The organism is Orrella sp. 11846 (genome assembly GCF_048820935.1).
In the GTDB taxonomy this organism is placed as follows: Bacteria; Pseudomonadota; Gammaproteobacteria; order Burkholderiales; family Burkholderiaceae_B; genus Algicoccus.
Window position 1 is genome coordinate 24261 of sequence record NZ_JBMERD010000021.1, and the last position, 13894, is coordinate 38154.

Annotated in this window: 14 protein-coding genes; 6 read left to right on the forward strand and 8 right to left on the reverse strand. The window is 48.1% G+C overall.

The window, feature by feature from the left end:
• Window positions 1–120 precede the first annotated feature (120 nt).
• Window positions 121–1482: a GGDEF domain-containing protein gene (locus tag ACOI06_RS13465; protein WP_420663108.1), complete on the forward strand. Its 1362-nt coding sequence runs from the start codon at window positions 121–123 to the stop codon at window positions 1480–1482.
• Between the two features lie 14 nt (window positions 1483–1496).
• Here ACOI06_RS13465 and ACOI06_RS13470 read toward each other — a convergent pair whose 3' ends face one another.
• The 7 genes from ACOI06_RS13470 to ACOI06_RS13500 all read right to left on the reverse strand — a co-directional run bounded on the left by ACOI06_RS13470 (window position 1497) and on the right by ACOI06_RS13500 (window position 8838).
• Window positions 1497–2693 (reverse strand): CaiB/BaiF CoA transferase family protein, encoded by a 1197-nt coding sequence (locus ACOI06_RS13470; RefSeq protein ID WP_420663125.1) that lies wholly within the window; start codon window positions 2691–2693, stop codon window positions 1497–1499.
• Between the two features lie 63 nt (window positions 2694–2756).
• Window positions 2757–3245 carry a MaoC family dehydratase gene (locus tag ACOI06_RS13475; RefSeq protein WP_420663109.1) on the reverse strand — a complete coding sequence of 163 codons (489 nt, stop codon included), beginning with the start codon at window positions 3243–3245 and terminating at the stop codon, window positions 2757–2759.
• A 55-nt stretch (window positions 3246–3300) separates the two neighbouring features.
• Window positions 3301–4389, reverse strand: a complete 1089-nt coding sequence (locus ACOI06_RS13480) for a BMP family ABC transporter substrate-binding protein (RefSeq protein WP_420663110.1) — start codon at window positions 4387–4389, stop codon at window positions 3301–3303.
• Entirely contained in the window at window positions 4386–5321 is a 936-nt protein-coding gene (locus ACOI06_RS13485) for an ABC transporter permease (protein ID WP_420663111.1), read from the reverse strand. The genes ACOI06_RS13480 and ACOI06_RS13485 overlap by 4 nt, the downstream gene beginning before the upstream one ends.
• The gene (locus ACOI06_RS13490) at window positions 5318–6415 is read right to left on the reverse strand and encodes an ABC transporter permease (RefSeq protein WP_420663112.1); all 1098 of its coding nucleotides are present in this window, start codon (window positions 6413–6415) and stop codon (window positions 5318–5320) included. Before ACOI06_RS13490 ends, ACOI06_RS13485 begins: the two co-directional genes overlap by 4 nt.
• The gene (locus ACOI06_RS13495; RefSeq protein WP_420663113.1) at window positions 6399–7925 is read right to left on the reverse strand and encodes an ABC transporter ATP-binding protein; all 1527 of its coding nucleotides are present in this window, start codon (window positions 7923–7925) and stop codon (window positions 6399–6401) included. The genes ACOI06_RS13490 and ACOI06_RS13495 overlap by 17 nt, the downstream gene beginning before the upstream one ends.
• Before the next feature lie 34 nt (window positions 7926–7959).
• Window positions 7960–8838 (reverse strand): EamA family transporter, encoded by an 879-nt coding sequence (locus ACOI06_RS13500; RefSeq protein ID WP_420663114.1) that lies wholly within the window; start codon window positions 8836–8838, stop codon window positions 7960–7962.
• Window positions 8839–9069: 231 nt separating this feature from the next.
• On the opposite strand from ACOI06_RS13500, the gene ACOI06_RS13505 reads away from it, so the two are divergent.
• Window positions 9070–9693 (forward strand): SCO family protein, encoded by a 624-nt coding sequence (locus ACOI06_RS13505; protein WP_420663115.1) that lies wholly within the window; start codon window positions 9070–9072, stop codon window positions 9691–9693.
• 10 nt (window positions 9694–9703) lie between these two features.
• On the opposite strand, the gene ACOI06_RS13510 is transcribed toward ACOI06_RS13505, so the two are convergent.
• Window positions 9704–10042, reverse strand: coding sequence for a cupin domain-containing protein (locus ACOI06_RS13510; protein ID WP_420663116.1), 339 nt, complete (start codon window positions 10040–10042; stop codon window positions 9704–9706).
• A gap of 112 nt (window positions 10043–10154) precedes the next feature.
• Between ACOI06_RS13510 and ACOI06_RS13515 the strand changes: the two genes are divergently transcribed.
• The 4 genes from ACOI06_RS13515 to ACOI06_RS13530 all read left to right on the forward strand — a co-directional run.
• On the forward strand, window positions 10155–11753 hold the full coding sequence (locus tag ACOI06_RS13515; RefSeq protein ID WP_420663117.1) for an AAA family ATPase: 1599 nt from the start codon (window positions 10155–10157) through the stop codon (window positions 11751–11753).
• Between the two features lie 88 nt (window positions 11754–11841).
• Entirely contained in the window at window positions 11842–12498 is a 657-nt protein-coding gene (locus tag ACOI06_RS13520) for a flavin reductase family protein (RefSeq protein ID WP_420663118.1), read from the forward strand.
• Window positions 12495–13094: a prepilin peptidase gene (locus ACOI06_RS13525; RefSeq protein WP_420663119.1), complete on the forward strand. Its 600-nt coding sequence runs from the start codon at window positions 12495–12497 to the stop codon at window positions 13092–13094. Before ACOI06_RS13520 ends, ACOI06_RS13525 begins: the two co-directional genes overlap by 4 nt.
• Before the next feature lie 381 nt (window positions 13095–13475).
• The coding region (locus ACOI06_RS13530; RefSeq protein ID WP_420663121.1) for a glycerophosphodiester phosphodiesterase family protein at window positions 13476–13894 on the forward strand (419 nt) is incomplete at its 3' end.

Here is a 13894-nt window from a genome sequence, read left to right on the forward strand (position 1 = left end):
ATTCACATTGATTTATCCCAACAGAACCCGGTTATTCTGGCTTTTCACTTGTCTCCTCTGATTTACGCCAGTACACTGCCTTCAAACAAAGACCCCCCTTTCGTTGCATACAGGACATATATGACTGCACAATCATTTGCCAGAGACTGGCTCCAGATCTCTGACAGTGTTGAAAAATCTGATCTTGATACGCTCTATCACTTGGTAAAAATGCATGCCAATGATCTAGCAAGCGCTTTTTACGACACCCTGATGCAAGACCCCGTTGCGCATGAGTTCCTGAACCACACGAAAGTACATAGTCACCTGCATCATTCGATGCAAAACTGGGTCATCAAAATGTGCGACCCAGCAGCCCGGGATCGCCTTCATGAAATTTATGACGAACAAATCAAAATCGGTGATATTCACGCCAGAATGAATGTTTCTGTCGGCTTAGTCCTTAAAGGGGCACGCTTACTGAAACAAACCTTTGCTCAACACGTCTTTGCCGGCGATCTCAGCGTGCAAGAACGCTTTAACTGCCTAAAAGTCTTTAATGGGCTCATTGACTTGTCTATGGAGGCCATGAGCGCGGCTTACACCACGTCTGTCAGTGAAAAAGCGCGTAGCAGCGAAGCCTACCGATTATTCTCACTGACGGAAAATCTAGCCACAGAGCGTGAACGACAGCGTGCAGCTTTACTGGACTGGGAAAGTCAGTTCATGTTTGAGGCTGCCATTGCACAGGATGTCAAACGTTTACCTGCGATTCAAAAATCTGAGTTTGGGCTTTGGTTCCGACATAAAGCCCGTCATGCTTTTGATGGTTTAAATGAGACACAATTCATCAACGAGGCTTTGACCGAAATCGATGAGGAGTGCTTACCCCTTCTGGCAGATCCCGATCTTCCCCTAACCGAGCGCTCCTCAAACATCCATCGCATCCGAACGATGGCGCTGAACATGCAAACACAACTCTCGAGCCTCTTTAATAAGAGTATGGAAATCGAATCAGGCAAAGACGTGCTGACCGGCTTATTAAACCGACGGTTTTTAACTTCAATTTTGACCCGAGAAGTTGAATTGTCACGCAAGGAAAACAAGTCTTTTTCACTGGCATCCATCGACATCGATCACTTCAAACAAATCAACGATGAGCATGGCCATGAAACGGGTGATTTGTTGCTCGTGGCTTTTTCCCAATTTTTACAAAAGCAATGTCGTGGTGGCGACTTTATTTTCAGAATGGGTGGTGAAGAGTTTCTGATCTTGATGGCGGATGCCAACCTGCCCCAGGCCACGATTGGGATGCAAAGGCTACTAACCGCTTTACGAAACGAGACTTTCTTGCTTCCCAACCGTAAAGTACTGAGCATCACAGTAAGCATTGGCTTAAGCACATACGACGGTCACCCTGACTACCAGCGTTTACTGCGCCAGTCTGACCGTGCGCTCTATCAAGCTAAACAAAACGGACGCAATCAGCTCATCACGCTCTGATTGCACGCGCTTTATCAATGCGCTCCTTGCTCCACCACGCCTTCCTGTAACAAGTCAGCGACTTCTGTCGCTGAAAATCCGCGCTCAAGCAAGATTTCTCGGGAATGCTGCCCAAGCAATGGGGGCACCAGTTCCGGACCACGTTTCTGATGATTAAAGGTGACGGGATAGCTTACGTGATTTAAAGTTCCAACAGTCGGGTGGTGGCTGGTTGTCACCACATCTCTTGCTAAAACCTGCTCGTTCGATAAGGTCTGGTCAAGCGTGTGAATCGGTGCCACCGGCACACCCAGATCGCGCAACTGTGTAATCCACTCATCGGTGGTCTTGTGCAACATATATTGAGCCACTAGCGTATTGGTCTCATCAAAATTAGTCACACGGTCCGCATTGGTCGCAAACTTCGGATCATCGACAAATGCCTGCATACCTGCCACATCACAGAACTTACGCCAAGCTCGATCATTAGCCACACCCAGCATGACGTGTCCATCAGCTGTCTGAAACATTTTGTAAGGACACAATGACGGATGGCCGGTTCCCATGGGCTTAGGCACTTTGCCTGAAGACCAGTAATTGTGCGCCATATAAACCATATAGCCCACCGCTGTATCTAACAGGGACACTTCAACATACACGCCCTCACCCGTTCTCTGCTGATGCAGTAAGGCGGCGCAAATCCCTGCACTGGCATGCATTCCAGTTCCCAGATCAACGGGAGAAAAGCTCACGCGTGAATACTCGCCATTCAATTGGCCAATCGTGCTGACCAAGCCGCCAAACGCTTGCAACATGACATCATAACCAGGCTCTTTGCCCAGCGGACCATCTCGGCCGTAACCAGAAATCTCGCAATAGACGATGCGTGGATTAATCGCTTTCAGAGTTTCATAATCTACATTCAGGCGTTGCGCAGTCCCAGTACCAAAGCCTTGAATCACCACATCGGCATCTTTGACCAGACGATGTAAAACAGCCTGCCCTTTAGGCGATTTGAGATCCAATGCAAGACTACGCTTATTGTGATTCACTGACATGAAGGTAGCTGATTCACCCTCTGTCTTAGGCAGCCAGGCGCGCGTATCATCACCTATACCGGGTGGCTCAATTTTGATGATTTCTGCACCCATATCACCCAAATACTGAGCACACAATGGGCCAGCCAACACCTTACTTAAATCAATTACACGAATACCTTTCAGAGGCTTCATCATGCCAGGGAGTCTCCATCTAGTTTTAATCTGTTCTAAGTGCTAGGAATGAATCCGGTCACGTTAAGCATCGGCAGGACGTTTTCTTAGAAGATAACGATGCTCACCATCCATCACCTCTTCACCACGTTGATTCTTCACACTGGCTTTCATCACAAGCACACCCGTTGTGCGACCCGGGATCATTTCACTCACAGTCAAGCTGCTGTAGAGCGTATCGCCCACAAACACGGGTTTCAGAAAACGACTGCTTTGTTCAAGAAACGCCATCAAAGACTCGTTGACCAGATGCGGAAAAACACCCGCACCGGCTGCTGTCTGAATCGCAACCTGATAACCGTGTGCGAGCATGTGGGGCATACCTCGGGCACGGCAGTACTCAACGTCATAATGAATGGGGTGATTGTCGCCACTGGCCAGTTGAAATGCGGCAAACATCGCATCCGTCATGGTTCGGGAAGGGTTATTAAACACCTCCCCGATTTCGAAGTCTTCAAAGTAACGTTCGGTGTGCATAGTATGCAACGGATGCGCAGGCGTCGTTCCAGACATAGTTTTCACAGCTCCTGTTTAAATCAAAAATGAACATGAGACCGTGTAGTATGGATCACCGCGGCAGTTTTGAGTGCACACCCTTAACATAAAAGTTCATTTTGGCCATTTCGTCGTCCGTCATCACTTGTCCCGGCTTGAGAATCTCCTTGCCATCTTGATCGACCATTGGACCTGTAAAGGGATGGAATGTGCCTGCACGCAATTTTTCAGTCACCTCTGCCACTTTATCCTGCATGACTTGAGGAACTAATGGATTGATCGGTGCCAGTTCCACAAAACCTTCTTGGAACCCACCCCAGATCGATTCGGTCATGCCCTCTTTGGCCAATTCCCGTTCAATCAGCTTCGTGTAATAAGGTCCCCAGTGATGGGTCGTACCTGACAGCTGTGCATCAGGACCGTATTTAGACATATCGGAGTGGTAAGACATCGCATAAACACCGCTATCTTGAGCCGCTTGCACCACGGCTGTGGAGTCTGTGTGATGGGTAATCACATCAGCACCTTGTGCCACCAATGCTTGTGCGGCTTCGCGCTCTTTGCCCGGATCGTACCAACTGTTCACCCAGATCACACGCACTTGCACATCGGGGTTGACGCTCAAAGCACCCAGCGTAAAGGCATTAATACCCTGCAGCACTTCAGGAATCGGAAAAGCGGCGACATAACCTAAGATATCTGATTTGGTCATTTCACCCGCGATCATGCCATTCAGATAACGGCCTTCATAAAAACGGGCGTTGTAATTTTTAAAGTTAGCACCTTCTTTGAAACCCGTGGCATGCATAAATTTCACATTTGGGAATTGCTTGGCGACACGCTCCACAAAGTTCATGTACCCAAAACTGGTTGCAAAGATTAGATCGTGACCGCTACTGGCCATTTCACGAATCACGCGCTCAGCATCAGCCCCTTCGGGCACGCTTTCAACAAACGTGGTCGTCACTTTATCGCCCAGATTGTCCAGCATTTCCAGACGACCCAAGTCATGTTGATACGTCCAGCCGGCATCACCGATCGGACTGACATAGACAAACCCGACCTTAAGGGGATCATCGGCTAACGCAGGTGCATTAAAAGCCACCATCGAGACAGTCAGCGCAGCCAAAGCACCGCGCAACAGTGTATTTTTTTTAATCATGAATTTTCCTTGATAAAAGGTTTGCCCAAAGACGCAGGCGAATTAAGACGAATCATTTTGACATTTCTGGAAATCAAAACCAGCACCACAATCGTGGCGAGATAGGGTGAAGCCGACAGCCATTGCGCTGGAATCGCAATCGACAGACTCGAAGACTGCAAAAACATCTGCGAAATCATCACGCCACCAAACAAATAAGCGCCCAGCAATACCCGTCCAGCCCGCCAAGTCGCAAACACCACAAGTGCAAGCGCAATCCAGCCTCGACCTGCAATCATGCCTTCGGCCCACATAGGCGTGTGAAAGACTGAAACAAAGGCGCCACCTAAACCGGCCATCGCGCCTCCAAAGAGGACAGCGCAATAGCGAATCAAAAACACATTCAATCCAACCGCATGGGCCGACTGGGGGGATTCACCTACCGCTTTCAATGCAAGGCCGGCACGGGTGCGGCTTAAGAACCACATCACCGCAAACAAAAGCATCCAGCTCACATAAACCAACCATTGCTGTCGAAACAGCCCTTTACCCAGTAGTGGTAAATCAGACAACCAAGGAATCGCACTGGGCGCAATGGTGGCCAACACTTTGGCTTCGAAAGGTTTTCCTAGAAAGGCCGCCAGCCCCACCCCAAATATTGCGACTGCCAAACCTGTCGCCACTTGATTAGCGAGCAAATGAATGGTGATGAAAGCAAAAATCGTGCTCAACAAAACACCTGCCAGCATCCCTGCGACTAAACCCGCACCCGTCGAACCAAACTCATGCGCCACCACAAACGCAGCGACTGCGCCAACCGACATCATCCCTTCAGCCCCGAGGTTGAGCATGCCGGACTTCTCTGCCACGAGCTCACCCAACGCCACGAGTAAAAGCGGTGTTCCAGCCACAATCGTGGCAAACAGAATGGATTCAAGCAAGGCCAAATTCATGAGGACGCCTGCACAGATCGAGTGGCTTGTGCAGCACGTTTTGATCCGACCGTCACACGGAAACGAATCAGCACATCACAGGCCAACAGATAAAACAACAGCAAACCTTGGAACACCATGGAAATCGATCCAGGCAAACCCAAATATTGCTGAGATTGTTCACCGCCAATAAAAAACAAAGCCATCACCAGAGAGGCGAGCGCAATCCCCAACGGACTCAAGCGCCCTACAAACGCCACAATGATGGCGGCAAATCCATATCCATTGCTGATGCGGTCCGTTAACTGCCCCATCGGTCCAGCTACTTCAGCCATCCCCGCTAGTCCCGCGCAACCACCACCAATCAGCAATCCCAACCAAACCATGCGATGCGCTGAAATTCCTGCATAGCGAGCCGCCTGCGCAGACTCACCCGCCAAACGCATTCTGAATCCCAACTCAGTTCGGTACATCAGGATATACGTGGCAATGAGCACGCCAATGGTGACCCATAAGATCATATTTAGCCGTGTACCCGTCAGAATCACGGGTAAAAGCGCATAATCTTCAAACATAACGGTCTGTGGAAAATTCAAACCCATGGGATCGCGCAATGGCCCAAAAACCAGCCAAGACGCCAACAGATTCGCCACATACACCAGCATCAATGACACTAGAATCTCATTGGCATTGAATTGATTTTTCAACCAAGCGGCAATACCCGCCCATGCAGCCCCACCCAGCACACCCGCCAGCATCATCAGGGTCAATGTGATCACATGGCCTGCATCGACATACAAGGCAATGACCGTTGCGGTAATCGCACCAACAATAAATTGTCCTTCAGCACCAATATTCCACACATTGGCCCGAAACCCGATGGCTAGGCCTGCGGCACAGATAGCCAAGGGTGTTGCCTTTAAAAGCAGCTCACTCCAAGCGTAACGGGATTTCATGGGGTTCACTAAAAACACTTCCAGCGCGCGTAAAACGTCCTGCCCTAGCAGAGCAAACATCAACGCACCCGTCAAAAGCGTGAGTACAACCGCTAAAACCGGTGACAACCATCGCCAGGTTGAGCTGGCTTGTGGCCGTTGTTCAAGCCGCAGTCGCATGTGCATCCTTTTTCTGATCAGGCCAAGAACCGCCCATCCACGCCCCTAGTTGAGCGACATCTGTATCCTGGACGGCCACCACAGGTGACAAACGACCTTGGGCGATTACACAAATCTCATCACTCATTTCAAACAATTCATCGAGATCTTCGGACAACACGATGACCGCGCATCCTTGTCTAGCCAGATCTATCAGGGCTTGGCGGATTTGCGCAGCTGCCCCCACGTCAACGCCCCAAGTGGGTTGTGCACAAATGAGTAGTTTAGGGTTTTGAAGGATTTCGCGAGCTAGAATAAATTTTTGTAGATTACCACCCGACAATGAGCGTGCCAGCGCTTGAGGACCAGAGGCTTTCACATCAAATAAATCAATACAGGCTTGTGCAAAGTCATGCATCGCACGGCGACTGACAAATCCACGTTTCACAAGATGCTTACGCCGCCCTGCAGTGAGGAGTGTGTTTTCTGCGAGAGTCAGACTCGGTAATGCGGCTGTCATTTGCCGATCTTCGGGGACTGAACCAATTCCCAGGTCACGCCGAGCTTGCACACCAAGGTGTTCAATGCGTTGTCCATCAAACTCAATCGTCGCTTGCGCCACCTGTTGCTCACCATTAATGAGCTGCAACAACTGGGTTTGACCATTGCCAGAAATACCTGCAATTCCTAATACTCGCCCTTGTCTGGCAGACAACTCCAGTGTGGCGTCGTGTTGTTGTTTAATCGTAAGCGTATCGAGTGCGACCGATCGCAGTGTCAGACGGACAGGTCCTGACGGCACTTGCGTGCGTATAGGGGCTTCAAAATCATGACCAATCATCATTCGGGCCAGCGACCGTGCCGATTCTTCAGCTGGCTGACAGCGACCACTCACACGACCATGACGCAAAACGGTCGCGGTATCGCACAGGGCCATAATCTCTTCGAGCTTGTGACTGATGTAGAGGATTGCACAGCCTTCATCTCGAATCTGACGCAATGTCTTAAACAACTGTTGCACCGCTGCTGGCGTCAGAACAGACGTCGGTTCGTCCATGATCAGAAGTTTGGGGTTTTGTAGTAAGCAGCGGATAATTTCGACACGTTGGCGCTCACCCAAAGACAAATCATGCACATAATCATGGGGATTAACCGACAAACCGTAATGTTCAGATAAGCGTGAGATTTCATTGGCAACCCACTGGGTATCTGGATTACCATCGAGTGCGAGGACGGTATTTTGTGCAACGGTGAGTGTTTCAAACAAAGAGAAATGCTGAAACACCATGCCAATTCCCAACGCACGTGCTTGCGCCGGGTTATCTAATTGCACGACCTGCCCTTCCCAGATAATTTCACCTGCAGTCGGTTCGGTCACACCGTAAATCATTTTCATGAGCGTCGATTTACCGGCACCGTTTTCACCGAGCACGGCATGGATTTCGCCCGCACGAACCTCTAGACTGACGTCTTCATTTGCGACAGTCGAAGGGAAAACCTTCGTAAGACCTGAGACCCGTAAGCGAACCATCTTTGTATTATCCGACGACTATCGATTTATTCGACTAAGCACTCACTTGCGTGAGCGCAATCACCCCAAAAATCACCAAAGCACACCCAAACGTGCGCCAAAACCCAACTTGCTCTCGCAGCACGACCATACCAAGCATCACACCCAACATCATCGACATCTCGCGTGCGGGTGCGACCACACTCAAGGGTGAGCCCAATCGCAATGCCCAAAGCACCAAAATATAGGACATTGGAGATAAAACTCCAACCGCAATGGCCAAGCCCCATTTGCCACGCATCCGTGCACGACATTTAGCCGGATCACGCAATATTAAAGGCAACAGCAACAACATGCGAAACAAATTACCAAACCAATCGAGCACGACCGGATGAACAGCCAATCGCTTGACAGCAAACGCATCCACCACCGTGTAAGTTGCAATCATAAGCCCAGTCAGCCCACCCCAACGCACACCGAGCTGAGATTTTGGTTCAAAAAACAGTCGGATTCGTCCGCGCGTGCTGATCAGAATGATACCAAGCACAACCGCGATCAGCCCTGTCACACCAAAACCGGTCACAGGTTCACCTAAGATGACAAAGGCCCCGATCGTTGAAAACACGGGCCCCATCCCTCTGGCCACCGGATACACAACCGACAAATCGGTAACTTGATAGCCCCGCTGTAAGCACAAGCTATAGACCAGATGCACAACACCACTGATCGCAATAAACAGCCATGCTTGCCCTGACAACACGCCATGGCCTGACCAGAAAAGATAAAGCAACCATGGCAAATAAGCGACACACCCCACAGCCGCATACGTAAATACGAACACAGGACCGGCATCCGCCGCACGTTTAGATAACAGATTCCAAGTCGCGTGGATCAGCGCAGCGAGCACAACCAACGACAATGTGAACAACGTCATCCAACCTCCTGAAACCGGAACAGATGCCATCGATCCTTAGTCCTATGGCGGAACTTATCAACCTTGACTCGGATCTGACTATGGCAATGAATGCAATCCGACCAATGGTACGCTTAAGAACCGCATATAAAATATGCACAAGACGCTGATGCGTAAACTGATGCACAGACTCATCCATGCATCAACAGCTCACACTGATTACTTATTCTCAAAACTCAACTGCCCATACCCATGCTTCGCCAAATCCGTCATCTCTTATCTCGATCTTTCAAAATCTTGGCTTTCAGTGCGTTTGTCGTGCTTGCGGCTTGTTCGGAGCGTTCGCCCGATTGGCATCTATACAATGTCAGCGGCCACCTTCCTGATCTGGCTTTTAAGTTGCAGGCTGCTGATCAGAAAACTCTCACTGAAAAAGATCTGGCGGGTCTAACCACAATGGTGTTCTTTGGCTATGCCAGCTGCCCTGACATCTGTCCGACAACCATGGCACAACTCAGTGAAGTGATGGAAAACCTTGGTGATGATGCACAAAACGTTCGGATTGTGTTTATCAGTGTGGACCCGCATCGAGACACACCTGACATTTTGCAAGCCTATGTCGATGCATTTAATCCCAATGCCATTGGACTCACAGGCGATGAGCAAACCATTGCCAAACTCGCAAAACGTTACCGAGTGGCTTATCAGATCGAAAAACCAAATCCGGGCGATCCTGAAGATCTTTATGATGTCACCCACAGTCAAGGGGTCTACATCTTTGATAATCGCGGCAAAGCTCGTCTACTGGCCTCTGACTCTGAAGACACCGAAGCCTTTACCCAAGACATGCGCAAGCTAATTAAACAGACTCGGTAATTACACAGGTTCAAACTGAGGTTTGAGCCGAATTCCAATGCATCGCCAACCAGACAGTGGGCTCATCCTCATCAGTTGATACCACTCTGTGACGTTGTCCAGCCTCAATCAACATGTAATCACCCGCCTTTAAATCCACCCGGCCGGACTCGAACTCCAACTGCGCATTTCCGCTGATCACAACCACCCATTCGGAACCATCCTGCTCATACCAAACCGGGGGATTATCTTTGTACTGATTGGAGACTATGCGTTCTATCCGCACCCCTTGATGCTGCAACAGCTCATCAAATCGCTCAAAACCGCAAGGCGTCTCCATCGCAGCAAACAAATTTCCTTGTACTTTCATACCGACCTCTTGAAACGAGTGCTGCAGGCAGAACTGACGGTACCATCGCACCCTGTAATGCCATAATGAAGAATCACCAAATCCTAACTAAACTTCAGGCACAGGGTTTATTTTGAATTCACACAATCAACTCGTCAAACACCTAGCACACCATCTGTCTGAAACGGTTTGTCAGACTGCTGAAGAGCCGTGCGAGCCAAACGTACAAATCATACAGACGCACATTTCATCAGTGATCTTGGCTGGACCCTATGCCTACAAAATCAAACGCAATATCAAACTGCCGTTTTTAGACTTTTCCACCCTAGACAAACGACACAAATATTGCGTCAAAGAAGTCACACTGAACCAGCGTACAGCACCTGAGATTTACCTCGATGTTGTCCCAATCACTGGATCTATTGAGAACCCTGAGATCCAAGGCGATGGACCCGTCATTGAATGGGCCGTCAAAATGAAACGCTTTGCACCTGGGCAGCTTTTTAGTGATTTGGCTCAGCAGGGAATGCTGACTGAACAGCACGCGACATCATTTGCACATCACATTGCTGAGTTCCACCTTGCGCGCGAACCGCTGGATGTCAACAGATTGGCTCACGTTAAAACCACACCACATTGGTTCGCTGAAAGCGTCCACGAACTAAAAGCCCTATGCAAGGACGATGAACAAAAACAAGTGCAATTACAAGCGTTGGAAGAGTTCAACAAACGCATGGCGCAGACCTTACGAACACAAATGCCTGAGCGCATTGCACAAGGCTGGTATCGCGAGGGGCATGGGGACTTACATCTAGCCAATATCACCTGCACAGCTAAAGGCATTGTGGCATTTGATGCACTCGAGTTTGATGATGATTTACGGGCTATTGACCTGATTTGTGAGATTGCATTTCCATTCATGGATCTACTCGCCCACGGTGAACACCGCTTGGCTTGGGTGTTCCTGAATCAATATCTACAGCTTACAGGCGACTACACTGGTTTAGCGTATTTGGAATACTACGTCCGATACCGTGCCCTCGTACGCTCCAAAGTGAGCCTTTTAAGGATCAAACAATCTAATGACTCCAGTTCACAAGAACGTGTAAAGCAACAACGCTTAAAACAGCAGTTTGAAGCTTATTGGCACCTAGCTTGTGGACCAAACATCACCCAAACAACGCCACACCTGATTTTAGTTTCAGGCTTAAGTGGCAGCGGAAAATCCACTGCGGCTCAGGAAATCTGCCAGCAATTGGGTGCAGTCTGGTTGCGAGCCGATGTCGAAAGGCAACGCCTCTTTCCCGATACAGATTCAAAACAACGTTATCACCCAGATGCTTCCGATCGAACGTACGCACACCTAGCCACGCTCAGCCAAATGCTTCTGAAGCATGGATTTCATGTCATCGTGGATGCAACGTTTTTAGCGCAGCATCAAGTTGATCGCTTTGTAGAGTCAGAACACCAGACGTCACATTGGCAAACTCATGCTGTGATTTGTAAAGCCCCAGAGAACAAACTGAAAAACCGTATTGAAACTCGCCTAGAAATCGGAACTGACCCTTCCGAAGCTACCGTCGATGTTTTAACCAAGCAAATCAAAACTCAACAAGACGCCCCCATTCAATGGCCATTTGAAACCTATGAGTTACACAATGACAGCACGCTGGAGGCGCTATATCACCGCATCGAAAAATGGTTAAAGACCATCACGACAAAAACAGCATGATGCCGTTGACAGCATCAAACCTGTCAACCGCGACAAGCTCCTATACTCTCAGACAAGCTCTTCAAAACCTATTACTGACGGACGACTTATGACGCAGATCGACTTTACAAACCTGACAGAAACAGAACGTTACAAACTCTTGGTCAACACGGTTATTCCCAGACCCATCGCATTAGTGAGCTCGATGAGCTCGGACGGCATCCTGAATGCTGCGCCATTTAGTTTCTTTAACGTGTTTGGTGGAACACCCTCCACGGTTGTATTGGGAATCGGCGCACCTAGCAATCTACCTAAAGACACCTCAAAAAACATTGATGAAACTGGGGAGTTTGTCGTTAATCTGGTCAGTGAAGAAATGGCACACCCCATGAACATCACGGCAGCCAGTTTTACGCCAGACATCAATGAAATCGAAATTGCTGGCCTGACATTGGGACAAAGCACGCACATCAAAACCCCTTACATTCGAGAGTCACCGGTTAGTTTTGAGTGCAAGTTGAGTACTGGTCTAGATCTAGGACATCATCGTCAGCTGGTGATTGGAGAAATCCTTTGTATGCATATCCGTGAAGACCTAATTGATTTAGAGAAGCTACGCATCCAAACTGACGGTCTTAATCTCATCGGACGCATCCATGGGCGCGGCGGCTATATCAAAACCTCAGAGAGCACGTTTGAGATGCCAAGATTTACGGATGCTCAAATTCCTGATCTCATTGAAGCGGCAAAAACCAACAAACAATGACTTTGAGCATAGTAGAAAACTTCACACTACAGCCGCACGCGTTATGGATGACACTCGCGGCGTGTCTTGTTTTGTGCCCAATGGTGTTGTGTTTTGCGGAACGGCTTGCGCGACCTTATGAAGCTCAACGAGAAATTAAAACAGGTTCGCGCGCAGCCAACGTCATCGCTTGCGTCTTATTGATCATTGCCCTTTTTCTGATCACCCAAAAATACAGCAATCTCATCTCGCTGGGACTGATGCAGGTTTTTATCGCAACACTCACGATGTTGGCGCTGATCGACCTTCGTCTTAAGGTATTACCGAACAAAGTCACGATCCCACTTTTGATCATCGGTTTGTGCTTAAGCCTGACAGGCTACACAATCTCGTGGCAAGATGCTTTGCTAGGTGCGACAGCAGGTTTCTTGATGCTTTTTATACCTGAGATAATTTTCTTATTACTCACAGGCCGTACAGGCGTTGGTTTTGGGGATGTCAAGCTGATGGCTGGCGTTGGTGCCTGGATAGGATGGCACTCATCTGCACATCCTGATCATTGCTGCATTGAGCGCTGCGGTGGTGGGTTTTATTTATCTCAAGGCCAAAAAGCTTGATAAGCGCACTACGATCCCGTTTGGTCCGTTTTTGGTGTTGTCGTCTGTTATTTTTACAGTATTTTAAAATCCTGCAATCGCTTCATCTGAGAGAATCATTAAAATTTTTTGAAACGTAATATATATTTATCATACTATTCTCTATCAAATAATTTAATTCTCTCTGCACAAAGCATCTTACAATACAACAGACAACCTTACATAATAATAGTTTTTATAAAAAATCAAACAACAATAAGACTCAATGACTAAAAAAAATCGCTTGATATTGATTGCTTTTGCATATTTAATTGTTGGAATATTTTTTTATTTCAAACAACATATTTCAAAACAATAAATATTTTAAGAGAACACAAATTAAAAGACATTTACGCTGTAGCTATGGATCCAGAAACAGCAACAGAAAGAGCAAATTCTTACAAGAGCGATCACTCTCGATTTATCGCACATGCTGGAGGCGAGCTAGATGGTCATCGATATACCAATTCACTTGAGGCTTTAGATCATAGCTATAGAAATGGCTATCGACTATTCGAGTTGGATTTTATTAAAACCTCAGACAATCATTTTGTTACCTCACACGATTGGATTCTCTGGAGAACACAGACAGGATATGAAGATTCAATACCACCAACTCTAGCAGAGTTTAAAAAACAAAAAATTCTTGGAAAATACACAGGAATATCTATGCATGATCTCAATCTGTGGTTTGTAGAACATCCTGATGCAATTCTTGTTTCAGACAAAATCAATGAACCAAAAAAATTTACAGCACAGTTTATTGCACCTGACCTTGACTT